The organism is Glycomyces harbinensis (assembly GCF_900101745.1).
Lineage (GTDB): Bacteria > Actinomycetota > Actinomycetes > Mycobacteriales > Micromonosporaceae > Glycomyces > Glycomyces harbinensis.
The window spans coordinates 75,719-98,270 of record NZ_FNAD01000007.1 but is presented as its reverse complement, the minus strand read 5'-3'; the positions used below and the strand labels follow the sequence as shown (position 1 = coordinate 98,270).

Here is a 22,552-nt window from a genome sequence, read left to right as displayed (position 1 = left end):
GACCATGGACGCCGACCGGTTCCGCCGACGGCGATGCGAAGGAGGCAGACGTGAGCAGCGACGGACCCGCGAGGATCTTCATCGACCGGCAGACGCCCGAGGTGTTCGCGGCGATGCGGGAGACCTCCCGCGCGGTGCGCGACGCCGCGGCCGCGGCCGGGCTCGACCGGATCCTCGTCGAGCTGGTCAACCTGCGCGTCTCGCAGATGAACCGCTGCGCCTACTGCCTCGACCTGCACACGAAGGCGGCGCTGAAGGCGGGCGAGTCGACGCGCCGGCTGGGAGTCCTGGCGGCCTGGCGCGACACCGGGCTGTTCTCCCCCGCCGAGCGGGCCGCGCTCGCGCTGGCCGAGGCGACCACCGAGCCCGCGAACGCGAGCGCGCAGGACGCGGCGTACGAGGCCGCGCGCGAGGCGCTGACCGAGGACCAGATCGCCGCGGTCGTCTGGGCGGCGATCGCCATCAACGCGTTCAACCGGGTCTCGATCATGAGCAGGCACCCGGTGCAGCCGGACTGAGCGGGCGAGCGGTGGCGCTCGTCGCAGCCGCGGCCCATATAGTTGATGCATCATCTATCTTGGCCTACGATCGACATGTCCATCAGCTCCCGGCCCCCGCGCCGGGCGATCGAGGAGAGCGCACCGTGAACGGCATCGAGTTCGGCATCGACAGCTTCGGCGACCTGCCCCGGGACGACAAAGGCGAGATCACCTCGTTCGCCGAGGCCATCCGCGCCACCGTCGACGAGGCGGTCCTCGCCGACGAGATCGGCATCGACGTGGTCGCCCTCGGCGAGCACCACCGCCCCGAATTCGCCATCTCCTCCCCCGAGACCGTCCTGGCGGGCATCGCGACGCGGACCTCCCGCATCCGGCTCTCCTCCGGTGTGACCGTGCTCAGCTCCGACGACCCGGTCCGGGTGTTCCAGCGCTTCGCGACCGTCGACGCGCTCTCGAACGGGCGCGCCGAGATCATCCTCGGCCGCGGCTCCTTCACCGAGTCGTTCCCGCTGTTCGGCTACGACATGGCCGACTACGACGCCCTCTTCGAGGAGAAGATCGACCTCTTCCACAAGCTCCTCGACGAGAAGCCCGTGACCTGGAAGGGCACCCACACCCCGACGCTGATCGACCAGGACGTCTTCCCCAAGACCGAATCCGGGCGCCTGCCCACCTGGGTCGGCGTCGGCGGCAGCCCGCAGTCGGTCGTGCGCACCGCCAAGTACGGGTTCCGGCTCATGCTCGCCGTCATCGGCGGCCCGGCCGAGCGTTTCGCACCCTACGTCGACCTCTACCGGCGCGCCACCGACCAGCTCGGCACCACCGCGTACCCGGTCGGCCTCCACTCCCCCGGCCTCGTCGCCGACACCGACGAGGAGGCCAAGGAGCTGTTCTACCCGGGCTACAAGGTCGTGCGCGACCGCATCGGCGCGCTCCGCGGCTGGCAGCCGCTGCGCCGCGAGGAGTTCGACGGCGAGGTGGCGCACGGCTCGCTCTACATCGGATCGCCCGAGACGGTGGCCCGGAAGATCGCCGCCGCCGTCCGCGCCCTCGACGTCGGCCGCTTCGACATGATCTACTCCGCTGGCGGCGCCATGTCCGCGAGCGCCCGCCTCCGGGCCGTCGAGCTCTACGGCACCGAGGTCATCCCGATGGTCCGCGACATGCTCGCCGACAAGGACGGCGGCGCACGATGACCCGCCCGCAGACGGTCGGCATCCTCGGCGCCGGCAAGGTCGGCACCGTCCTCGCCCGCCTGGCGGTCGCGGCCGGGTACCGCGTCCTCATCGCGGGCTCGGGGGACCCGGCGAAGATCGCGCTCACCGTCGAGGTCCTCACGCCCGGGGCCGTCGCGGTGGCCCCGGCCGAGGCGGCCGGCGAGGCCGACATCGTGATCCTCGCGCTGCCCCTGGGCAAGTTCCGGACGATCCCCGCGGAGGGGCTGCGCGACGCGCTGGTCGTCGACGCCATGAACCACTGGTGGGAGGTCGACGGCGCCCGCGAGCGCGTCCTCGACCCGGGCACGACCTCCAGCGAGGCCGTGCAGGCGTTCCTGGGCGCGAAGCACGTGGTGAAGGCCTTCAACCATATGGGCTACCACGACCTCGAAGCCGAGGCTCGGCCCGCCGGTGCGGTGGGCCGCAAGGCGATCGCGATCGCCGGCGACGAGACCGACGTCGCGGCGGCCGCGGTATTGGTCGACGCCCTCGGTTTCGACCCCGTCCCCGCAGGGCCTCTCGCCGCGGGCGCCCGCATGGAACCGGGCACCCCGGTGTTCGGCGCCAACGTCGTGGCCGAACGGCTTCGCGGACTGCTCGGCGAGGCGGCCGGCACCACCGCCCCGGTGTTCGATTCCGGAAAGGCGCATCGGTCGCCGCAGGCTAAGACCCGGTTCGGTTCCGGCTCACCTCGTCCCGGGCCCAGGCGAACCGCTTGACGGGCTCTCCTGCGTAGTAGTTCCAGGGCGTCTCGGTGACCTGGTCGCCGAGCTGGTCGAACATCTCCCCGGACGCGTTCCACTGGTCGGTCACCCAGAACGCCAATGCGAAAATGTTGTGGTCGTGCTGCCAGCCGAGTCGGCGCCGATAGTGGGGGTGGCGCACCGATCTGTCGGCGGCGGCGTGCAGGCCGGCGAGCGTCGCGGGACTGTTCAGGTGCTCGTGGCCTGCGTGGCCCACTCCTGACCCGAGGTCGACCCATTGCTCCAGATGCGAGGTGACCACCAGGGTGGCCAGGCCGCTGGACGCGGGGGCGTTGGCGGCGGCGTCCTCGGCGAAGCTGAGGGCCAACTCGTGCGAGCCGCCCCATTTCCTTAGGAACTGGTTGTGCAGGTGCTGGTGGGCGACGAGATGCCAGCGGTGGCGGGCCGCGGCCTCTTGGAATCTGCGCGTGGCCTCTTCGAGGCCCAGGCTCATGCCCATGCCACAGGGGATCAGTGCCGCCCAGGCCGTGGGGTCGTCGGGGTTGCGGGCGATCGCCTCGGTCAGCAGCGCGTGCGCTCTGCGAAGCCGGCGCTCGAAGATCTTGAACTGGGCGGGAAGCGTGTCCTTGGCCAGTGCGATGCCGCGGCCGAGCCAGGCCCATTTGACCGCGTGCGCGCCGCCGACCAGGAACGGCAGAAACGAATGCGGCTCCGCCTCGATCCAGTCGTCGATCCAGGCCTGCACGCCGTTCTGCTTGGTGCAGAAGTTGAGGTAGTACTGGAGATGGTCGGGGTCCTGGATGACGCTCAGGAAGTTGTGGACCGCCCGCCAGTCGCGTCGCTCCATATCGGACATCAATCTGGCGGCAGCCGGATCGCCCAAGGTCGGATCGTATGTCGGAATATTGGTCGGTTCATGGTTCTTTCGCCCGAAAAACCCTGCCATGCGTTTCCTCCGAATCCGCGGCCTTTAGGTGCGCACCGATCCAAAATACGATACGGGGGCATTTCTCCGCGGTTGACGAGTGGTACGTTCGCCTTGTGTCGCAAGATGAGCCGGAACTCGGGCAGGTGCTCGGCGGGTTCACCGATGTCAAGGTGAACGGCGTCCGAAACGACGTGGTGGTCTACGAGGCCGGCCTGCTGCTGCTGGCGGACCACTCCCATTCAGACCCGAAGCGGCTGCGTCAGGTGCTGGAGGCGACGCCGGTACGGGAACTGCTCCGGCGCAACCGGTTCGTCGGCTTCACCGACTTCACCCACGCCCGCATCCTCAAAGCGGGCACCCCGTTCAAGGTCGCGATCGACCTGGCCGGCGGGGAGCAGCTGGAGATCGCCGAACGCTGGACGTCCACCTCGCTCGGCAAGGACGACGGCAAGCTGCTCCAGGACCTGTTGGGCGACTTGCGCAACACCGGCCCGATGCCCGACGCGGCCGCCGCCGAGGCGGCGCGGACCTGGGCCGAGGACGCGGTGATCCTGGACGCGATGTCCAACGTCAAGGTCAACGGCATCGACTACGACCTGGTCATCCTCGACATCGGGCTGGTGTTCATCGCCGACCCGGGCGGGTTCGAGCACGGTCGGCGGCGATTGGCCGCGCTGGTGCAGACCACTGCGCCGCACGAGATCGTGGGCCGCAACTGGCTGGTCCGGTACGAGCAGGTCGTCGACGCCCGGATCACCAGATCCGTTCCGGTGACCGGTGAACTCGAGCTGTACGACGGACTCCGGCTCGCGATCACCGAGGGCCGCTTCATCCAGTCGCTCACCGACGACACCAGAGACGTGCTGCGCGCGGCATTGTGCTCCGTGGGCGCCACCATCCCGATCTAGGGACGGGTCGCCCCGATGGCATCGGGGCGCCTCCACGGCAAGTGAGGCATGCCCGCCTCAACGCCTCCTGTCCAACGGATTGCAACGAGCCCTTCCCTCTCCAGGATTCGGAGGGTGCAATGGCGGACGTCGCGCATCCATTCGCGGCGGACCGAGGGAGGCCCATGACCGAGCGGACGGCGAGATTCCGTGACGTGCTCGCCATCGGCGAGTTCCGCGTCCTGTGGCTCGCCCAGGTCCAGTCCCGCATCGGCGACCAGTTCGCCCGCGTCGCACTGGCGCTGCTGGTGTTCGACCGCACCGACTCGGCCGCGATCACCGCCCTGGTCTACGCGATGACCCTGCTGCCGCCCCTCATCACCGCGCCGCTCCTGGCCGGACTCGCCGACCGGTACTCGCGCCGCACCGTCATGGCCGCCACCGAGCTCTTCCGGGCGGCGGTCAGCGCGCTCATGATCATCCCCGCGATCCCGCTGCCGGTCCTGGCGGTCCTGGTCCTGATCGTCACCTGCCCGCAACCGCTGTTCTCGGCCGCCCGCACCGCCACCACCCCGCGGGTCCTGCCCGGACCGCTCTTCCCTGTCGGCCAAGGCGTCATGTCCTCATCCGACGGCATCGCGCAGATCCTCGGCTTCACACTCGGCGGCGCACTCGTCGCCGCCACCGGCAACCCCCACCTGGCCCTGGCCGTCAACACCGTGACCTTCGCGCTGTCGGCGCTGCTCCTGCGCCTCGGTTTGCGCCCGCACCTGCCGGACGCCGGGACGACGGGACGGTCCGCCACCCGCGGCGGCTTCGCGCTCGCCGGCATCCGCTACGTCACCGCCGACCGGCGCCTGCTCGGGCTGGCGTCCCTCACCTGGCTGTTCGGCTGCTTCGTCGTCCCCGAAGCGCTCGCCGCGCCGTACGCCGCGCAGATCGGCGCCGGGCAGGCCGCCGTCGGATGGCTCATGGCCGCCGACGTCGCCGGCTCGGCGGTCGGCATGATCCTCCTCGCCCGGCTCGGCCCGACCCCGCGCCGCCGCCTCACCGTTCCCCTCGCCGCCGCCACCGGAGTCCCGCTGGTGGCGACCCTCGCGAGCCCGAGCCTGCCGGTCACCGTGGCACTGTGGACGATCTCGGGGCTGTTCGGGTCGTACATGGTCCTGGCACAGGTCGCGTTCACCGAACGCGTCCCGGACGGCATGCGCGCCAGAGCGATCGGCTTCGCGGCCGCGGGCCTCCAGACCGCCCAGGGGCTCGGCATGGCCGCCGCCGGGCTGCTCGCCGAGGTCCTCACGCCCGCGACCGCGATCGCCGCCAGCGGCGCGATCGGCTCGGTCGCCGCGGTCGCGGTCGGCCTCCACGCACGCATCGGCCGCGCCCCCGACGGACCCGCGCCGTCGGACCCGGCGGCGGACCTCGCCGCGGCGTCCGCCGGTCGAGCAACGATCATTGAAGAGAGGGAATGACATGCGCGGGACCGTGCGCGAGCGGGGCCCGACGGGCCCGCGTTCGACGTCATGGCGGAACGGGCTCGCGCCTCCCGAGGGAGCACGCCGCCGAAATCGCCGACGTAGGCCAATGTGGACCGGAATCGAGGTCGTATGAATCCCGGCGACGCGGACACCGCCGCACGGCTCGCGGCATGGCTCGCCGCCCACATGGAACGGCACCGGCTCACCGCCGGCGACGTCGCGGGAGAGCTGGCCGTCAGCACCGAGACCGTGCGCGGGTGGCTGTCCGCCGCGGGACGCCCGACGCCGGTCGAAGCCGGCGAGTTCGCGCACCTGGACACCCCCGCGAAGCTCGGGGCGTGGCTGCGGGCCCGCATCGTCGACTCCGGCCGGTCGGTGCGCGAGATCGCCGAGGACACCGAGTCGGTCAGCACCTCGACGGTCTACAACTGGCTCCGAGGCGAGCACCTACCGCCACCGCCGACCGGCGAGGAGCCCGACCGGTTCGACATGGTCTTGAGCCATCCGGCGCTCGGCCTGGACCTGCGTCGGCGCGTGCGACTCGACGAAGTCCGGCGGCGGCTCACCGGCGCCTCGCTCCGGCTCGCCGCCGAGCCGGCCGCCGACTGGCCCGCCCGCGCCCTGCCCGCCGGGAACCGGACCTTCACCGGCCGCGGCGACGAGCACCGGCGACTCGACCGGCTCCTGACCCAGCACGCGCGCGGCACCGCCGTGGTCATATCCGCGCTCACCGGCATGGGCGGGGCCGGAAAGACCGCGCTGGCGGTCCACTGGGCGCGGACGCAGCCGGTGCGCGCCACCTTCACCGACGGCTCCCTCTACATCAACTTGAACGGGTACGCCGAGGCACCGCCCCTGACCGTCGACACGGCGCTCAGGAAACTGTTGCAGCAGTTTGGCATCGACGCGAGGCAGATGCCTGCCGACACCGACGCGCTCGCCGCCTTCTACCAGGAGGCCCTGGCGGGACGGCGGCTCCTGATCGTGCTCGACAACGCGCACGCCGAACCGCAGGTGCGCCCGCTCCTGCCCGGCGATCCCGGATGCCTGGCGGTCGTCACCAGCCGCAACCGCCTCCAGGGCCTCGGGGTCACCCACGGCCCCGTCGCGCATGTGCGGCTCGACGTGCTCTCCGCCCGCGAAGCGGCGTCGCTGCTGCGCAAACTGCTGGGCGCCCTGGTCGTCAAGTCGACCTCGGACGAGGACCTCGACGCCCTCGCGGACGCCTGCGGACACCTGCCGCTGGCGTTGCAGATCGCGGCGGCCAACTACCTGACCCACGCCCACGCGACGGGCGTCTCGATCCGCGAATACGCCGATTCCCTCCACGGCCGTCGGTTGGACGCACTCGCCGTCGGCCCGACCGACCCCACCACTGCCGTGAGCGCGGTCCTGGACCACTCATACCGACACCTGTCTCCTGATGCCCGCCGCGCCTACCGGTTCCTTGGGCTCCACCCCGGCCCCGACTGGACGCTGAAGGTTGCCGCGAGCCTCCTCGCCGAGCCGGCCGACCTGGTTCGGTCGCTGATGGCCGACCTGGTGCAGGCGAACCTGGTGTCCGAGCACCGACCGGGACGGTACACCTTCCACGATCTCCTGCGCGACCACGCCGCAGCGCTGACCGCACGTCTCGACGCCGAGACCGAGCGCAGAGAAGCCAAGCAGCGCATGCTCGCCCATTACGTCCACACTGCGCAGACCGCCGCCTTCCTGGTGGATCCGGGGATCACCGAAGGAGCGATTCCACTCGGCGCACCCGCTCCGAGCGTCGATCCAGAAGCCCTTCCTGATCACGAAGCCGCAATGACCTGGTTCGAAACCGAGCATCCCGCGATGGCGGCCGTCGCAGCCCAGGCCCCCGAAGACTGCGACGTCTATATCTGGCATACAGCCCGGACCCTGTCGCCATTCCTGGTATCGCAGGGCCATTGGCTGGATGAGATCGCCGTCCAACGCGGCGGCCTGGCTGCGGCCGAGCGGCTCGGTGAGCCAGCGGCGCAGGCATACTCGTACCGGACACTCGCCCGGACCCATACCCGTCTCGGACACCTTCCAGAGAGTCGTTCGCATCTGATGCGCGCTCTTGAACTGTCAGCCAGAGCAGGTGATCTCGTAGGGCAGGCATCTACGCGCCACAGCCTGGGGCACCTCGCGAACGTGCAAGGGCAGTTCAACGATGCGCTCGGCCACTCCCGAGAAGCCCTGCCCTTGTATCGGGCCGCGGGTAACCACAGGGGTGAAGCGCAGGCACTCAACGCGATCGGCTGGTACCACGCCCTGCTCGGCGAGCTCGACGAGGCGCTCGAGTACTGCGAACGAGCGCTCGAACTCTGTCTCGAACTCGACTACCGCAACGGAGAGGCCGCCGCCACCGACAGCCTCGGCTACATCCACCATCGGCGTGGCGACCGGGACCAAGCGCTCTTCCACTATCAGCGAGCCCGCGAACTCCACCAGGCCCTAGGCGACCGATACAACGAAGCCGACACGCTCTCCCACCTGGGAGACCTCCATGCTTCCCTCGGAGCCCATGGCGCCGCACTCGAGGCTTGGCGTCAAGCACTGACCATCCTCGAGGAACTCCAACACTCCGATGCCGAATGCATCCGCGCGCTCATCGATGAGCTGCCCCGCGAAGCACCATCGGATTGAAGGTGCGGCCCCTCGGTCATCGGCAGTCCACCGCCCGATCGCGTTCAGCGCTTCGGGTTCCGACTCGCGTCGCCCCAAGGTCAGGTGGAGTCTGAAGCGGAGCCCGACGGTTCCTCGGCGCCGGGGCCGCCGCCGCAGGCGGGCGCGTTCGCGGCGGCCTCGGCGAGGTCGGGCTCGGTCAGGTACGTCTCGGCCATCATCAGCGAGTACGGCAGGTTCATGACGTCCATTCCGGCGAGCATGTACAGGCCCTCCAGGTCCGCGCTCGCGTAGACGGGGGCGATCTCGGCGTACTCGGCAAGTGTGCCCCGGGTCTCCTCCAGATCCGCCCGGTACTGGGCCAGCGCCGCTTCGGCTTCGGGAGCGGGGCCGGGCGGCACGGTGTCGGCCGCCGCCATAGCGTCCGCCAGCGCCTGGTCCGCGTCAGCGAGGGCATCGATGAGCGGCTGGCGGTCCTCGTCAGTGGTCGGCGTGTTGTGCGCCGCCGCCGTGAAGGGGACGTACAGGAGTGTGGGAATGGCCTCGGGTGCGGCGCAGAACGCTTCCGCCCATTCGACGAGTTCGGCGGCCCGCTCGTCAGCGGTGCCGGGCGCCTCGTCGGGGCCGTCGTCCGCGGATCCGCCTCCGGTGCAGGCGGTCAGGCCGAGGGCGAGGAATGCGGCGGCCAGGGCGGCGGGGGCGTTGCGGGGCACGGCGACCTCCAGGGTGAGTGCTCTCCCGCTGTTATAGGCGCGGTCGGCCGGGAGGGGTCCCGCGTGCTCGGCGCGGTCCCGATCTGCCGGTGTCCCGCCGGTGCTCCGCCTGGAGAAAACCGCTGCTTTCGGACAGAGTGACGCTGGGGGCGAATCGCCGATTCGCCGCCGGGAAGCGAATCCACGGATGACTGGGAAATTGATGCGATGCAGACCAGAGTGAATCGAAGGTTCAAGGCCCGCAAGGCGATCGCCGCCACGGCCGCGGTCGGGGCCGTCGCCGCGGCGACGGTGGTCTCGGTCCAGTTCGCCTCGGCGGACGAGTCCGACACCGCGGTGCAGCAGGCCTGCGCCTTCGAGACCCTGCCGATCCCCGAGGGCTACCAGTCCACGAGGGTCACCGGCATGAGCAACGACGGCACCGTCATCGCCTACCTCGCCGAATCGCCCGACGCGGACGGCCCCGCACCGCAGCAGCTCCTGTACGCCGACGGCGACGTCACCGAGGTGCCGATGCTGAACGACTACGCCACGCTCGAAGACGTCAACGCCAAAGGGGTCGGCGTCGGCTGGACGTTCATGTCCGGGTATGTGCCGTACGTCTGGCGCGACGGCGAGCTGACCGAGCTCCCGACCGAGGAGGGCGGCTCGGCCCACGCGATCAACGCGAAGGGCGACATCGTCGGCAGCCGCGAGAGCGGCGGCACCTTCATTCCCGTCCTGTGGCCGGCCGACGGGACCGGACCGGTCGACCTGCCGCTGCCCGAGGGCAACGAGTTGGGCAGCGCCACCGACATCGGCAACGACGGCACCATCGTCGGCCATGTCAAGGTCGAGGGTGACAACTCCGGCAAGTCCAAGCCGTATGTGTGGCATGTCGACGGCACCGGCGACTACCTGGCGATGCCCGAGGGCGTCGACCTGGCCGATGCCTCCGCCGAGGTCACCGACATCAAGGGCGACTGGGCCTCAGGTTGGCTGAGCGCCCCGGGCGTCGGCTACGGGGGCGTCCGCTGGAACCTCGCCGAGGGCACCGCCGAGATGACCGACCTCGGCGACTGGGTGGCCGTCAGCGGCAAGGGGACCGTCGCCAGCCATCTCCGCGACTCGCCGATCGCGGCCTACCAGTCCGGCGAGACCATCGTCGAACTGCCGGGGCTGATCGATCCGGCCGACAACACCAGCCGCGACAACGTCGTCGCGATCAGCGCCGACGGCTCCCTGCTCGCCGGGGACGTCTTCATCGGCGAGTACGACGCCGACGAGCAGCCCCTCACGAACGCGGTCACCTGGACCTGCGGGTAGTCACCGAAGACCGTTGCGAGCGCGTGGATCGTCTCCACGCGGAGGTACGAGTCGTTCCGCGCGGCCCCTCTGTCGTCAGAGGGGCCGCCGTGGTGTCCGCGGTCCGGCGCGGCGGCGTCTACGGGGCCAGCAAGCGGCCGTTCGACAGGGTGATGCGGTGATCGGCGTCGGCGGCGTCTTCAAGGTCGTGGGTGGCGTGCACGACCGTCACCCCTCGGGCGCTCTCCTCGGCCAGCAGCGCGGCGATCTGCTCCTTGGCCTCGGCGTCGAGGCCGGTGGCGGGTTCGTCCAGTAGCAGCAGGTCCGACTGCTGCGCGAGCCCTTGGGCGAGCAGGACGCGTTGGCGCTGCCCGCCGGAGAGGGTGCTCAGCCGGCGGTCGGCGAGGGCGGCGACGCCGAGGCGGTCCATGCAGCGTTCGGCGATGGAGCGGTCTTCTCGGGTGAGGCGCCGCCATGCGCCGCGGTGCGCCCACCGGCCCATGGTCACGGCCTGGCGGACGGTGATGGGCAGCGCGTCCGGGACCTCGCTGCGCTGGACCACCAGAGCGGCGCGTCGTGCGTGCGACCGCCGCAGCGACCCCGACGCCGGCGCGTGGGCGCCGGCGAGGACGCCGAGCAGGGTCGACTTACCGGACCCGTTGTGTCCGGTCAGCGCGGTGACCCGTTGCGCCGGAATCGAAACGGTCAGGCCGTGCAGCACGGTCGCGGCGCCGTGGCGCGCACTCACCTCGGTCAGTTCGATCGAGTTCGGCATGTCGGGGATCACTCTCAAGTGCGTTGGAAACGAAAACGATTATCATTATAGTTCCTGCCATGGAATGGTTGACCGATCCCTTCGAGGTCGGCTTCGTGGCACGGGCGCTGTGGGGCGGACTCCTCGTCTCGGTGATCTGCGGGCTGGCGGGCACCTGGGTCGTACTGCGCGGCATGGCCTTCATGAGCGACGCCATGGCGCACGGGATGCTCCCGGGCGTCGCGATCGCCTCCCTGCTCGGCGGCAGCCTCCTGCTGGGGGCCGCCCTCAGCGCGGTCGCGATGGCCCTGGGCGTCACGGCCCTGTCCCGCACCTCCCGCCTGTCCCAGGACACCGGCATCGGCCTGCTGTTCGTCGGGATGCTCTCGGTCGGCGTCATCATCGTGTCCCATTCCCAGTCCTTCGCCGTCGACCTCACCGGGTTCCTGTTCGGGGACGTGCTGGCGGTGCGGAACGTCGACCTGCTGGTGCTGGCCGGGGCACTGGCGGTGGCACTGCTGCTCACCGTCGCCGGCTACCGGTCCTTCGTGGCGCTGGCGTTCGACCGGAGGAAGGCCGCGACCCTCGGGCTGCGGCCCGGCCTGGCGCACTTCCTGATGACGGCCCTGCTGACGTTGGCGATCGTGGCGTCGTTCCACGTGGTCGGCACGCTGCTGGTCTTCGGCCTCCTGATCGCGCCGCCCGCCGCGATGGCCCTGTGGGCCAATCGGATTCCCGCGATCATGCTCGGCGCCGCCGCGATCGGCGCCGGCGCCACCGTCTGCGGACTGCTGATCTCCTGGCACTTCGGGACGGCCGCCGGGGCGACCATCGCCGCGTTCGCCGTCGCGTGCTTCTTCGTCTCCGTGCTGGCCGCCCTGGTACGGGACCGGTTCCAGTTCACCGCAACGCCCCTGAAAGGACACTGAATGCCGCTTGCGCCTAGGGCCCGCGTGGCCGTCGCGACCGCTGGATGCGCCTTGCTCGCGGGTTGCTCCATCGGATCCGGCGCACCGCCCGATGCCGAGGAGCCCACCCCGCACGGATACGTCGAAGGCGCCGAGGAGACCGCCGAAGCGCAATGGCGCCTCGTCATGGCCGAGGCCGGCACGGGAGACGTCCACATCCTGGACCCGGTGACGGAGGAGTCGATCGAGATCGCCTCCGTCGACGGGGTGCGGGCGACGGGAACCGACGGCCGCTTCGTCTACGTGTCCGGCGCGTCGGACACGCAGATCATCGACAGCGGCGTCTGGACGGTCGACCACGGCGACCACGTGCACTACTACAAGACCGAGCCGGGTTCGATCGGCGCGATCGACGGCACCGGATTCACGCCCGTCGGCGATCCGGCAGTGACCGTCCTGAACGCGGCGCAGGAGGTGCTGTCGCTCGACCGCGATGCGCTGGAAGGCGGCGAGGTGGCGCAGACCGGCGAAACGGGCGCGCAGGCCGTTCTGCCCTACGACCAGCGGCTGCTGGCGGTCGACGAAGGCGCCGTCCAGGTGCTGGGCCGCGACGGGGCGCTCGAGTCCGAGCTCGCCGAGTCCTGCCCCCAGCCGCAGGCGCCGACCGTCACCAGGAGGGGCGCCGTGTTCGGCTGCGAGGACGGCGCGCTGCTGATCGCCGGTGGCGGCGACGAGGAGCTGACCGCGGAGAAGATCCCCTACCCGGACGGCGGGATCGACGGCGGCTTCCACCATCGTCCCGGCACCGCGGTCCTGGCCGCCCACGGCCTGTCCGGCGAGGTGCTGGTGCTGGACCTCAAGGAGCGGCGGTGGACGGAGATCGACGTCCCTGACGCGGTCGCGGTGAGCGCGACCGGCGAGGACTCCCCCGTCCTCGTCCTCACCGAGGACGGCGTGCTGCGGTCCTACGACCCCGGCACCGGCGCCGAACTCGCCCGGATCGAGCTGATGACCGTCGCCGACGGCGGTGTGCCGCCGACGATCCAGGTCGACACCGCCCGCGCCTATGTCAACGATCCCGGCGGCACGGCGGTCTACGAGATCGACTACCGGGACGACCTGCGCCTGGCCCGGACCTTCGAGCTGGACTTCCAGCCCGACCACATGGTGCAGACGGGATGGTAGCCGTGTTCACGCGCCGCGCATCGCTGGCGTTGTCGCTGTTCGCCGCCGCCGCGCTGTCGGGCTGCGCCGCCTTCGAATCGGACCGGTCCGGCATCGTCGTCACCACCAACATCCTGGGCGACATCACGCAGAACATCGTCGGCGACCAGGCCGAGGTGACGGTGCTGATGCAGGCGGATGCCGATCCCCACTCGTTCGGCGTCTCCGCGCAGCAGGCCGCCTCGCTCGAACAGGCCGAGCTGCTGGTTCACAATGGACTCGGCCTCGAAGAGGGGGTCATCGGCCATGTCGAGGCGGCCGTGGCGTCCGGGGTGCCCGCTCTCGCCGTCGGTGAGGGCGTCGACCCGATCGACTACACCGCCGATGCGACCGCGGGGCAGCCCGATCCCCACTTCTGGACGGATCCGGTGCGCGTGCGCGACGCCGTGGACCTCATCGCCGACCAGGTGATCGAGCAGGTCTCGGGAGTCGACGCCGAGCGGATCCGCGCCAACGCCGACGAGTATGCGGCGCAGATCGACGAGCTGCACGAGCACACCACAGAGCTGTTCGACCGGATTCCCCAGGAGCGGCGCAAGCTCGTCACCAACCACCATGTCTTCGGGTACCTGGCCGAGCGCTACGACTTCGCGATCATCGGCGCGGTCATTCCCAGCGGCACCACGCTCGCATCGCCCAGCGCGTCCGACTTGAAGGACCTGGCCGACGCCGTCGCCGAATCCGGTGTCCCCGTGGTGTTCGCCGACTCCTCGCAACCGGACCTGCTGGTCCGGGCCATGGCCGAGGAGACCGATGTGGACATCGAGATCGTGCCGCTGTTCACCGAGTCGCTCACCCGGCCCGGCGAAGGCGCCGGAACCTACCTGGAGATGGCCCGCAGCAACGCCGAGTCCATCGCCGAAGGCCTTGGCGACGAATGAAGAACTTCCTCCCACGCACGAGCGGGAGGGCCTGCCCGTACCCATCGACAACAGGAAAGTGATCTGCATGAGCGTTCGCAAACTAGCGGTGCCCTCGCTACTGGCCACAGGGCTGCTGCTCGCGGCCTGTTCCGCACCCGCCGAGGAGAACCCGGACGAGGAGGCCGTCGAGGTCGCCGACGCCGTGGTCGTCACCTACGACGGCGGCATCTACGTGCTCGACGGCGAGACGCTGGAGGTCGTGGAGGACATCCCCCTCGAAGGCTTCAACCGGCTGAACCCCGCCGGCGACGGCCACCACGTCCTCGTGTCCACCTCGACCGGATTCCGGGTGCTGGACGCGGTGTCGGCCGAGCTGACAGAGGACGAGTTCGCCGCCCCCGAACCCGGTCACGCGGTCAACCACGCCGGCGTCACCGCGCTGTTCTCCGACGGCACCGGAGAAGTCACCACGTTCGACCCGCAGGACCTGGGGGACGGACTGCCCGAGACCCGGACCTTCACCACCGAGCACGCGCACCACGGTGTCGCCGTGCAGTTGGCGAACGGCGAACTGCTGGTGACCCACGGCGACGAGGAGACCCGGACCGGCATCCAGGTGCTCGACACCGAGGGCGGCGAGATCGCCCGCAGCGAGGAATGCCCTGGGGTGCACGGCGAATCGGCAGCCTTGAACGAGGCGATCGTCGTCGGCTGCGAGAACGGCGTGCTGATCTACAAGGACGGCGCGATCACCAAGGTCGACAGTCCCGACGACTACGGCCGCATCGGCAACACGAGAGGGCATGAGGACTCCCCGTTCATCCTCGGCGACTACAAGGTCGACCCCGAGGCCGAGCTGGAGCGCCCCGAACGGGTGTCGATCATCGACACCGAGACCGGCGAACTGCGGCTGCTCGACGTGGGGACCAGCTACACCTTCAGGTCGCTGGCCCGCGGTCCCGGGGGCGAGGGCCTGCTGCTGGGCACCGACGGCGCGCTCCACGTCATCGACATGGAGAACGCCGTTGTCGCCCAGTCGTTCCCGGTGATCGACGCCTGGGAGGAGCCGATCGAATGGCAGGAGGCCCGTCCCTCCGTCTTCGTGCGCGGCGACACCGCCTATGTGAACGACCCGATCACCTCGAAGATCTACGCCGTCGACCTCGCATCCGGCGAGGTCACCGCCGAGGCGGACCTGCCGAACCCGGCCAACGAGATGACCGGGGTCTGAACGGCTCCCCGACACGCGGCCGCCGCGGGCGCTCCCCATGGGGCCCGCGGCGGCCGCGCTGATCGAGCGGGTGCGGTCGCTCCGAACTCGCGGCGGTCGCGGAACAGCGGACGCGCGGCGGCGCCGGCTCCCCCGACCGTCGATCCAGGGATGGGCGAACTCTGGATCCGGTCCCCGCATCGGCAGTAGCGTCATGACGTGCTGCAACCGAGCGTGGAGGAAGACATGACGGACATCCAGCTGCCGGCGCCGATCCAGGAGTTCATCGACGCGACCAACGCGGGCGACACCGACCGCTTCCTGGCGGTGTTCACCGCGGACGCCTACCTGAACGACTGGGGGCGCGAGTTCACCGGCGTCGAAGGGGCGGCGCGGTGGAACCAGACCGACAACATCGGCATGGAGAGCAGGTTCGAGGTCATCGCGGCCGAACCCGGCAAGAGCCCCCAGGAATGGGACGTCACCCTCAAGGTGAGCGGCAACCGGTTCAACGGCACCGGAACGCTGAAGTTCCAGGTCCGCGACGGCAAGATCGCGCGCCTGGTCATCGAATAGCGGCGGCGGCGCGGCGCCCTGAGGGCGCCGCGCGGTCGACTCCCCCGCGCTCCGGTGGCGTCGGCGATGAGCGCTCAGGCGGCGAGGTGGCTCCAGGATTCCGGCTCGCTGCGCAGGAACTCTTCGAGAGTCCAAGGGCGCCTGCCGGTCACGTGCTCGATGGTGTGGCTGGTCACCGAGGTCTCGCCCGTGGCGACGGCCTTGTAGGAGCCGGCCCACCCGTCGATCTGCCATGGTTCGGAGCCCGCGCGGGAGGCGCGGGCCTCTTCGTCGGTCTCGGCGACGTAGCCGATCTCGCGGCCGGTGACCTCGCTCAGGATCCGCGCGGACTCGTGCAGGTCGACCGGTTCGGGGCCGGACACGTCGTAGACGCGGTCGGCGTGCGCCGGATCAAGCAGGGCCTCCACCGCGAGTCGGGCCACGTCGTGGCGGGCGACCCAGGCGACCCTGCCCTGCCCGGCCGGGCCGCGGATCACGTCGCCGTCGACGAAGAGCGGCAGCATGTCGGCGTACAGCGAGTTGCGCAGCGCCGTGAGCCGCAGCCCGGACTCGGCGATGAGCCGCTCGGTCTGCGAGTGCTCGCGCGCGAAGGTGAACGTGGCCAGCGGGGATGCGCCCATGAACGAGGTGTAGACGACGCGGTCGACCCCGGCCGCCACCGCCGCGCGCACGGCGCTGCGGTGTTCGGGCATCCGGTCCGCGCTCTCGTGCGCCGAGACCAGGAACAGCGTGTCCACTCCGGACAATGCGGTGCGCAGGGCGGATTCGTCCTCGAACGACGCGACCGCGACCTCCGCCCCGTCCAGCTCGGGCGCGCGCGACGGGTCGCGGACGACGAGCCGTTGCGGCACTCCGCGATCGGCGAGCATTCGGGCCACCCGCGACCCCAGTTGACCGGTGGCCCCGGTGACGGCGATGATTCCCACGCCCTGGTCCCCTTTCCTCAGCTTCCATGACCGACCACCAGTATCCGGGTCGCACGCCGCCGGTGAGGCGGGACGGCCGTCAAGCTCGGAGCGGGCGCCCCTGGCCTAGGGCATCGCCGAAGCCGATCGGGCGGAAGGGGCGTTCCAGGTGCCCGCTGGCCGCCGCGGTTCGACGCCGATAACGCATATCGTTGCGCCGCAACATGGAGCGCGGCGATGAAGGCCGCCGTCGCCGGAGGGTCCGGGGGTTCCCCGTAGGTCACGAGGTGGACCCGCCTGCGGAAGTGGGGGATCTCGGTCGCTGCGACGCCGTCGCGATGGTGGGTGCGGAGCGCGAGGCCGGGGTTGGTGGTCACGCCGAGCCCGGCGGCGATCAGGGAGTGCTGGACGATGATGTCGTCGCTGGTGTAGGCGATCTCGGGTGTGAAGCCGACGGCCGCGCAGGCGTCCAGGAGTTCGCGGCGGCACCGCGTGCAGCCGCCGATCCACGCGGAGTCGCGGTGGTCGAGCAGCGTCTGGCCGGGTTCGGCGCTGACCAGGTACATCGGGTCGTCGAACAGGTGGACCCCGTGGACGTCGTCGGGGAGGGCGTCGTCGTAGCGGAAGATGATCGCGGCGTCGACCTCGCCGTCGCGCAGTTGCGCCAGCGCGATCTCGGGGTGGGCCTCGACCAGGTTCACCTCGACGCCGGGGTGGTCGCGGCGCATCGCCGCCGCCGCTTCGGGCACGAGCGTGCTCAGCGCCGACTGGAACCCCGCGAGCCGCACGCGCCCCATGCGCAGGCCCAGCATGTCGTCCAGCTCGGCGGCGGCCGCGTCCACGCGGCCGATGATCTCGGCGGCCCGCCGCGCCAGCATCTGGCCCTCGGGGGTGAGCCGGATGCCGCGGCCGACCCGCTGGACCAGCCGCGCGCCGGTCTCGGCCTCGAGCCGGGCGAGGTGGTGGCTGACGGACGGCTGCGCGTAGTGCAGCTGCTTCGCGGCCTTGGTGACCGAGCCGTGCTGGGCGATCGCGGCGAGGATGCGAAGCCGCACGATATCGAGCATTCATCGATACTATCGATCGGTCGGCGCGAGATCTGGCATTGGACTGATGGATCGATCGGGGGGAGGCTGATCGCATGGAAGCACCCACGATCAGCGCACCTTCAGCGCTCACCGATCTCACCGCCGCCGTGCGCTCCGCGCTGCACGTCCACGGCACCGACCTCGCACGGGTCGGCGGCAGCGCCCGCCGCCGCTACGAGCCCGCGAACGCGGAGAAATGAGCCTTCCCATGACACTGAAGCGAATGGACCACGTCGGCATCGTGGTCGAGGACCTCGCGGCGGCCGTCGCGTTCTTCACCGAACTCGGCATGGAGCTGGAAGGCGAGGCGACGGTCGAGGGCGAATGGGCGGACCGGCTCACCGCGCTCGACGGCCTGCGGTCGGACATCGCCATGCTGCGGACCCCGGACGGCAACGGCCGGGTCGAGCTGTCGGTGATCCACAGCCCCGAGGCCACCGGCCGGGCGCCGTGGGAGCCGGTGAGCACGCCGGGCATCCCGCGGCTCACGTTCGTCGTGGACGGCGTCGACGACACCGTCGAGCGGCTGCGCTCGCACGGCGCCGAACTCGTCGGCGACACCGCGCAGTACGAGGAACTCCTGCGGTACGCGTATGTGCGCGGCCCCGCCGGCGTCATCGTCGGCCTGGTGGAGTACTTCGACTGAAGGTGGGCCTTGTTGCGGTACGCGGTCGTTGAGCGGGGAGGCATCACAGCCGCGTCCGGCAGATCCGAAGAGGAGCGGACCGGCGGGTAGCGTCATGGCGCCCCTCCGACCCCACGCGTTTCGAAAGGAAGCCATGTCTCCCAGCTCCTCTCGCCCCTCCAGGGGCCCCTGGCCCGTGCTCGGCGTCTTCACGCTGCTGGCCTTCCTGTTCTCCGGGGCGCTCGGCGTGCTCCAGTCGGCGGCCGGCGTCGACGGCGAAGTGCTCACCCTGGCGCAGTTCGGTCCCGCGCTCGGCGCACTGGCGGCATGGCTGATCTACCGAAAGCGGCTCAAGGCCCTACTGCCCGAGGCGGTCTCCCGGAGGCAGGTGACCGCCCACACCGGACTGATGGTCGCGGCGGTGGGGCTCTTCGCGCTCATCGTCGTCGCGTGCACGCTCGCCTTGGGCGAGGACTTCGCGGGGGTCTCCAGTGTCGCCGGGGCGCCGTTCCTGCTGTACCTGGTGCTCCAGCTGGTCGGGGCGACCGGCGAGGAGATCGGATGGCGCGGCTTCATGCAGCCGCTGTTCGAGACCAAAATGGGCCGCCTCGCGGCGGCGAGCGCCACCGGCGTCGTCTGGGCCGTGTGGCACGTCCAGATCTTCACCGCCGGATTCGCCGTCGCCGCCTCGTTCGTCGTCGCGACCGTCGCCTTCGCGATCCTCCTGGGGTACATGGGCAACGGCGCCTTCTGGCAGCGCGTGCTGACCGCGGCGATCGGGCACTGGCTCATCAACGTCGTCCTGCACACCGTCGCCGGCGGGCAGGTCAACGAGTCGCCGCAGGTGTACGTCACCGCGGTCGCCGCCGTGGTGACGACCGCGGTGTTCCTGGCCGTGTTCGCCCGCGCCCGAGTCGTCCGCGTGCGCAAGCGGGAGCAGGAGTCCGCGGCGGCCCGATGAGGGCCGCCGCAGTCGGTCATCGCGGCGGGAACAGGAGCATGTCCGGGAGCGAGGTCGCGAAGTAGTCCACCTTGCGGTCGTCGTCCTCGGCCGGTTCCTCCTCCGGGATGGCGGCCCGGAGCGTTTCGGCTTCGGTGTGGTCGCCGCGGCGGTCGAGGAGGTCGGCCCTTCTGGTGAGCAGCCGTACCGGGTGGGCGGTCTCGATGCGGGTCTCGCCGAGGTCGGGCGGCGGGTCGATCGCGCGGTCGACGTAGTCGAGTGCGGCCGTGAGGTCCCCGTCGGCTTCGGCGGCTCGGCTGGAGGCGAGCATGAGGCCTTCCCAGGCGGCGAGGGTGCGGCCTTCGCCGCCTTCCCACGGTGCGAACGCGCGATGCTCCATGATGGACCTGGCCTCGTCGTGGCGGCCCGCCTCCGTCAGGAGCTCGCAGTAGACCACCGTCGCGTCGTCGCGTTCGAGCACGATCGCGGGGTCGAGCCGGGCGAGCCGGTCCTGTGCTGAAACGCCGCGGCGGGCCAGGAACTGGTCGAGTTCGTAGACGAGCCGGGCGTCGGGCCGCAGTGCGATCGCGCGCTCGAAGTACTGCGGGATGCGGTCGTCGTCGCCGTACACGGCGTACGTGGCGAGGGCCGCGTTCCGGTGCAGCACCGGGTCGGCGAGGCCGGCATCGATCGCGAGTTCCCAGCATTCGAGGGCTTCCTCCGTCCGGCCCCGGTCGAACAGGAGCATGCCGAGGAGGGCGGCGGCGCGGGCGTCGCCCGGGTCGGCGTCGAGTGCGGCGCGGAGCGCGTCGTGGTCGTCCAGCCCGGAGGGGAAGCAGTGCTCGGCGGGGGCGCCGCGTGCGGCTTTGCGGGCGTGTTCGGCCTCGTCGGCGCGGCCGAGCAGGTCGAGGAGCCGGGCCCGGTGGTATCCGGCGATGGGCCGCACTTCCCCGGCGGGCGTCGGCTCGCGGGTCTCGGCTTCGGCGAGGAGCGCCAGCGCCGTGTCGGACGCGCCGGCCTCGGCGAGTTCGAGGGCGACGTCGATGAAGGTGCGGGCGTCGCAGGCGAGGGTGCGGCCGTCGAGGGCCTGTGCGACCTGGTCGAGCGGATCGTCGGCGAGGCGCGCGGCGAGGAACCCGGCGGCGTCACCGGTGCGGCCGAGGCCGCGGAGGGCGACGGTGCGGACGGCGTGGGCGCGCGTGTCGTCGGGGGCGAGGCGCAGCGCGGTCTCGGCTCGATCGAGGGCTTGCGCGAGTCGCCCGGCCCGGGCGTCGATGCGCGCGATCTCGAGTGAGGCGGGGGCGAGCCAGCGGACGTCCCAGGCGGCCTTGGCGAACGCGTCGACGGCCGCCTCCTCGCGGCCGGTGCGGCGCAGGATGAGTCCGAGCACATAGGACGCTTCGCCGTCGCGGGGATTGAGGTTGCGGGCGGTGAGGCGTTCGAGCGCGCGCCTGGCGTGCCGTTCGGCGGCGGCGTACTCGGCGCGGCGGTAGGCGTCGTCGGCGAGCGCGAGGCTGCACCGGACGTCGCCGGGGTCGCGGCGCAGGCCCTCGGTCCAGTACGGGATCGGCGAGCGGCTCGGGTGGCGGTACTGGGCCAGGTGGACGCCGGTGTAGTAGAGCTCGTCGACGCTCTCGACCGACTCGGGCGGCAGGGGCGCGGTGGCGGGACGGGGTTCGGGGGCGTCGTGGTCGGGTCGCGGGCGCCAGGAGATCAGTCGGGCGCCTTCGTGGGTGACCGTCAGTTCCACTTCGGTCGGTTCGCAGGCGGCGTCGAAGGACGCTTGCAGTGGGACGCCGGGTTCGAGGTCGGCGGTCGTGGTCCACAGTGTCTCATCATCGAGGGTCACCGCTACGACGGCGCCCTTGCGGGGACGGCTGACGCAGACGCCGACGGCGATGCGGCCCGGCTCGGCGTCGAGCCGGACGGCGGCCTCGTCGTTCGCCTGGTGGGCCGGTCCGATCCCGTGGATGGGGTACCAGGTTTGCGTGAAGGACTTCGTCTCGCCGGGCTCCAGCCAGGAGAAGTCGGGCTGGTTGTCGGTGTAGACGCCGGCCATGAGCTCGACGTAGGGGCCGTCTTCGTCGGTGAGGTGGCGGTCCCAGGCGTGTCCGAACGGCGCGTTGCCCCAGGTCCACTGCTTCTTGCCGGGGGCGATGCGGCGGTCGGCGACGTGGACGAAGCCCGCGCCGGCGCGGTGGTCGTAGCCGCCGAAGAAGTCGTCCCGGGTGTCGGTGACCATATAGGACGTCGGAACGGTGATGTTGCGGTACAGGTCGAGCCGGTCGCGGCCGTCGCCGCGGGCGGGGTAGTCGACGCCGTAGTAGGGCCGGTCGGCCCGGGGGAAGGCCGTGATCGCGCGGCGGGCGTGGTCGGCCACGTAGCGGACGTCGGTCGGGAAGAAGGACTGGTAGTCGTCGTGGACGCGGGCGGCGACGTTGGCCCACCACAGGAACGTCTGCGTCTCGCTGGTGCGGTTGTGCAGGCGCACCGCGAGTTCGACCACGGCGCGGTCGGGGTGGAGGCGGATGCCGTGCGTGCCCTTCATGCGGGTGAAGGGGTCGTGGTCGGAGCACCAGACGGTGACGGCGCCGTCGGGGTGCTCCTCGATCGCGGTCTGCACGGGCAGGAACGTCGCGGGGCGGTGGTGCTGGGGCCAGTTGAACTCGACGCCGCCGGAGATCCAGGGCCCGGCCAGGCCCACGAGGGCCGGCTTGATCACGTTGTTGCGGTAGAAGAAGTCGTAGCCGGCGGTCTTGTCGAAGCCGACGTGGATCCGGCCGCCGAGTTCGGGCAGGACCATGAGGCGCAGCCAGCGGTTCTCGAGGTGGATCGCCTGCCAGGTGCGCGGCGCGCCTTCGCCCGCGATGCGGTCGGTGAACGGGATCGGGTAGACGCGGCCGCTGGAGCCCTGGTAGACGCGCCGGTCCAGGAACATCGGGTACGGGTCGGGCGCGGCGGGCTCGTACGTGGTCATGGAGACCGGCTCGCTCCAGGCCACGGCCTCGCCTGCGGCGAGTCGGGCGGCGAGGTCGGTCGGGGCGTCGGGAAGGTGCAGTCGGTCGCTGGTCACCCCTCCAGTGAAGCGGGCGCGGCGGCGTTCGGGAATGGGTG

The 22,552-nt window shown here is 71.1% G+C and carries 21 protein-coding genes; 15 read left to right on the top strand and 6 right to left on the bottom strand.

Annotation, left to right across the window (positions count from 1 at the left end; all coding sequences use genetic code 11):
• Nucleotides 1-50: 50 nt before the first annotated feature.
• The 3 genes from BLQ63_RS13290 to BLQ63_RS13280 all read left to right on the top strand — a co-directional run bounded on the left by BLQ63_RS13290 (nucleotide 51) and on the right by BLQ63_RS13280 (nucleotide 2,436).
• On the top strand, nucleotides 51-518 hold the full coding sequence (locus tag BLQ63_RS13290; RefSeq protein ID WP_218125243.1) for a carboxymuconolactone decarboxylase family protein: 468 nt from the start codon (nucleotides 51-53) through the stop codon (nucleotides 516-518).
• 125 nt (nucleotides 519-643) lie between these two features.
• A complete protein-coding gene (locus BLQ63_RS13285; protein WP_091035225.1) occupies nucleotides 644-1,696 on the top strand; it encodes an LLM class flavin-dependent oxidoreductase in 1,053 nt (350 codons plus the stop codon).
• A complete protein-coding gene (locus BLQ63_RS13280; protein ID WP_091035221.1) occupies nucleotides 1,693-2,436 on the top strand; it encodes an NADPH-dependent F420 reductase in 744 nt (247 codons plus the stop codon). The genes BLQ63_RS13285 and BLQ63_RS13280 overlap by 4 nt, the downstream gene beginning before the upstream one ends.
• Here BLQ63_RS13280 and BLQ63_RS13275 read toward each other — a convergent pair.
• Entirely contained in the window at nucleotides 2,381-3,268 is an 888-nt protein-coding gene (locus tag BLQ63_RS13275; RefSeq protein ID WP_091035218.1) for a hypothetical protein, read from the bottom strand. The genes BLQ63_RS13280 and BLQ63_RS13275 overlap by 56 nt on opposite strands.
• Before the next feature lie 194 nt (nucleotides 3,269-3,462).
• Between BLQ63_RS13275 and BLQ63_RS13270 the strand changes: the two genes are divergently transcribed.
• The 3 genes from BLQ63_RS13270 (at nucleotide 3,463) to BLQ63_RS13260 (ending at nucleotide 8,369) form a co-directional block, all read left to right on the top strand.
• The gene (locus tag BLQ63_RS13270) at nucleotides 3,463-4,257 is read left to right on the top strand and encodes a hypothetical protein (protein WP_091035215.1); all 795 of its coding nucleotides are present in this window, start codon (nucleotides 3,463-3,465) and stop codon (nucleotides 4,255-4,257) included.
• 164 nt (nucleotides 4,258-4,421) lie between these two features.
• Entirely contained in the window at nucleotides 4,422-5,708 is a 1,287-nt protein-coding gene (locus tag BLQ63_RS13265) for an MFS transporter (protein ID WP_177154924.1), read from the top strand.
• 135 nt (nucleotides 5,709-5,843) lie between these two features.
• Nucleotides 5,844-8,369: an ATP-binding protein gene (locus tag BLQ63_RS13260; protein ID WP_091035206.1), complete on the top strand. Its 2,526-nt coding sequence runs from the start codon at nucleotides 5,844-5,846 to the stop codon at nucleotides 8,367-8,369.
• Nucleotides 8,370-8,449: 80 nt separating this feature from the next.
• Here BLQ63_RS13260 and BLQ63_RS13255 read toward each other — a convergent pair whose 3' ends face one another.
• A complete protein-coding gene (locus BLQ63_RS13255) occupies nucleotides 8,450-9,061 on the bottom strand; it encodes a hypothetical protein (protein ID WP_091035202.1) in 612 nt (203 codons plus the stop codon).
• Between the two features lie 207 nt (nucleotides 9,062-9,268).
• Between BLQ63_RS13255 and BLQ63_RS13250 the strand changes: the two genes are divergently transcribed.
• A complete protein-coding gene (locus BLQ63_RS13250; RefSeq protein ID WP_143014874.1) occupies nucleotides 9,269-10,366 on the top strand; it encodes a hypothetical protein in 1,098 nt (365 codons plus the stop codon).
• 118 nt (nucleotides 10,367-10,484) lie between these two features.
• On the opposite strand, the gene aztA is transcribed toward BLQ63_RS13250, so the two are convergent.
• Nucleotides 10,485-11,120 (bottom strand): zinc ABC transporter ATP-binding protein AztA, encoded by a 636-nt coding sequence (gene aztA, locus BLQ63_RS13245; RefSeq protein ID WP_091035951.1) that lies wholly within the window; start codon nucleotides 11,118-11,120, stop codon nucleotides 10,485-10,487.
• Between the two features lie 59 nt (nucleotides 11,121-11,179).
• Between aztA and aztB the strand changes: the two genes are divergently transcribed.
• From aztB to BLQ63_RS13220, 5 genes are all read left to right on the top strand, one after another.
• Entirely contained in the window at nucleotides 11,180-12,028 is an 849-nt protein-coding gene (gene aztB, locus BLQ63_RS13240) for a zinc ABC transporter permease AztB (RefSeq protein ID WP_091035197.1), read from the top strand.
• Nucleotides 12,029-13,192 carry a hypothetical protein gene (locus BLQ63_RS13235; RefSeq protein ID WP_091035195.1) on the top strand — a complete coding sequence of 388 codons (1,164 nt, stop codon included), beginning with the start codon at nucleotides 12,029-12,031 and terminating at the stop codon, nucleotides 13,190-13,192. It begins immediately after the preceding gene.
• Complete coding sequence (gene aztC, locus BLQ63_RS13230; RefSeq protein WP_091035192.1) at nucleotides 13,186-14,112, top strand: zinc ABC transporter substrate-binding protein AztC; 927 nt, start codon at nucleotides 13,186-13,188, stop codon at nucleotides 14,110-14,112. The genes BLQ63_RS13235 and aztC overlap by 7 nt, the downstream gene beginning before the upstream one ends.
• 67 nt (nucleotides 14,113-14,179) lie before the next feature.
• On the top strand, nucleotides 14,180-15,325 hold the full coding sequence (aztD, locus tag BLQ63_RS13225) for a zinc metallochaperone AztD (protein WP_091035190.1): 1,146 nt from the start codon (nucleotides 14,180-14,182) through the stop codon (nucleotides 15,323-15,325).
• A 225-nt stretch (nucleotides 15,326-15,550) separates the two neighbouring features.
• A complete protein-coding gene (locus BLQ63_RS13220) occupies nucleotides 15,551-15,880 on the top strand; it encodes a nuclear transport factor 2 family protein (protein WP_091035188.1) in 330 nt (109 codons plus the stop codon).
• A gap of 74 nt (nucleotides 15,881-15,954) precedes the next feature.
• Here the strand turns inward: BLQ63_RS13220 and BLQ63_RS13215 are convergent, their stop codons facing one another.
• Nucleotides 15,955-16,806 carry an SDR family oxidoreductase gene (locus BLQ63_RS13215; RefSeq protein WP_091035186.1) on the bottom strand — a complete coding sequence of 284 codons (852 nt, stop codon included), beginning with the start codon at nucleotides 16,804-16,806 and terminating at the stop codon, nucleotides 15,955-15,957.
• A 17-nt stretch (nucleotides 16,807-16,823) separates the two neighbouring features.
• The gene (locus tag BLQ63_RS13210) at nucleotides 16,824-17,852 is read right to left on the bottom strand and encodes a LysR family transcriptional regulator (protein ID WP_091035183.1); all 1,029 of its coding nucleotides are present in this window, start codon (nucleotides 17,850-17,852) and stop codon (nucleotides 16,824-16,826) included.
• Nucleotides 17,853-17,926: 74 nt separating this feature from the next.
• Between BLQ63_RS13210 and BLQ63_RS28440 the strand changes: the two genes are divergently transcribed.
• From BLQ63_RS28440 to BLQ63_RS13200, 3 genes are all read left to right on the top strand, one after another.
• Nucleotides 17,927-18,073, top strand: a complete 147-nt coding sequence (locus BLQ63_RS28440) for a hypothetical protein (protein WP_177154923.1) — start codon at nucleotides 17,927-17,929, stop codon at nucleotides 18,071-18,073.
• Nucleotides 18,074-18,081: 8 nt separating this feature from the next.
• Nucleotides 18,082-18,519, top strand: a complete 438-nt coding sequence (locus BLQ63_RS13205) for a VOC family protein (RefSeq protein WP_091035181.1) — start codon at nucleotides 18,082-18,084, stop codon at nucleotides 18,517-18,519.
• Between the two features lie 133 nt (nucleotides 18,520-18,652).
• The gene (locus tag BLQ63_RS13200) at nucleotides 18,653-19,459 is read left to right on the top strand and encodes a CPBP family intramembrane glutamic endopeptidase (protein WP_143014873.1); all 807 of its coding nucleotides are present in this window, start codon (nucleotides 18,653-18,655) and stop codon (nucleotides 19,457-19,459) included.
• A 16-nt stretch (nucleotides 19,460-19,475) separates the two neighbouring features.
• Here the strand turns inward: BLQ63_RS13200 and BLQ63_RS13195 are convergent, their stop codons facing one another.
• Entirely contained in the window at nucleotides 19,476-22,511 is a 3,036-nt protein-coding gene (locus tag BLQ63_RS13195) for a DUF5107 domain-containing protein (RefSeq protein WP_177154922.1), read from the bottom strand.
• Between the last annotated feature and the right edge of the window lie 41 nt (nucleotides 22,512-22,552).

What these genes read in the sequence shown, in the direction of transcription:
- BLQ63_RS13280 (WP_091035221.1), top strand. Translation starts at nt 1,693, where the DNA reads ATGACCCGCCCGCAGACGGTCGGCATCCTCGGCGCCGGCAAGGTCGGC.
- BLQ63_RS13275 (WP_091035218.1), bottom strand. Translation starts at nt 3,268, where the DNA reads ATGGAGCGACGCGACTGGCGGGCGGTCCACAACTTCCTGAGCGTCATC.
- BLQ63_RS13265 (WP_177154924.1), top strand. Translation starts at nt 4,422, where the DNA reads ATGACCGAGCGGACGGCGAGATTCCGTGACGTGCTCGCCATCGGCGAG.
- BLQ63_RS13260 (WP_091035206.1), top strand. Translation starts at nt 5,844, where the DNA reads ATGAATCCCGGCGACGCGGACACCGCCGCACGGCTCGCGGCATGGCTC.
- BLQ63_RS13250 (WP_143014874.1), top strand. Translation starts at nt 9,269, where the DNA reads ATGCAGACCAGAGTGAATCGAAGGTTCAAGGCCCGCAAGGCGATCGCC.
- aztA (WP_091035951.1), bottom strand. Translation starts at nt 11,120, where the DNA reads ATGCCGAACTCGATCGAACTGACCGAGGTGAGTGCGCGCCACGGCGCC.
- aztB (WP_091035197.1), top strand. Translation starts at nt 11,180, where the DNA reads ATGGAATGGTTGACCGATCCCTTCGAGGTCGGCTTCGTGGCACGGGCG.
- BLQ63_RS13235 (WP_091035195.1), top strand. Translation starts at nt 12,029, where the DNA reads ATGCCGCTTGCGCCTAGGGCCCGCGTGGCCGTCGCGACCGCTGGATGC.
- aztC (WP_091035192.1), top strand. Translation starts at nt 13,186, where the DNA reads ATGGTAGCCGTGTTCACGCGCCGCGCATCGCTGGCGTTGTCGCTGTTC.
- aztD (WP_091035190.1), top strand. Translation starts at nt 14,180, where the DNA reads ATGAGCGTTCGCAAACTAGCGGTGCCCTCGCTACTGGCCACAGGGCTG.
- BLQ63_RS13220 (WP_091035188.1), top strand. Translation starts at nt 15,551, where the DNA reads ATGACGGACATCCAGCTGCCGGCGCCGATCCAGGAGTTCATCGACGCG.
- BLQ63_RS13210 (WP_091035183.1), bottom strand. Translation starts at nt 17,852, where the DNA reads ATGCTCGATATCGTGCGGCTTCGCATCCTCGCCGCGATCGCCCAGCAC.
- BLQ63_RS28440 (WP_177154923.1), top strand. Translation starts at nt 17,927, where the DNA reads ATGGAAGCACCCACGATCAGCGCACCTTCAGCGCTCACCGATCTCACC.
- BLQ63_RS13205 (WP_091035181.1), top strand. Translation starts at nt 18,082, where the DNA reads ATGACACTGAAGCGAATGGACCACGTCGGCATCGTGGTCGAGGACCTC.
- BLQ63_RS13200 (WP_143014873.1), top strand. Translation starts at nt 18,653, where the DNA reads ATGTCTCCCAGCTCCTCTCGCCCCTCCAGGGGCCCCTGGCCCGTGCTC.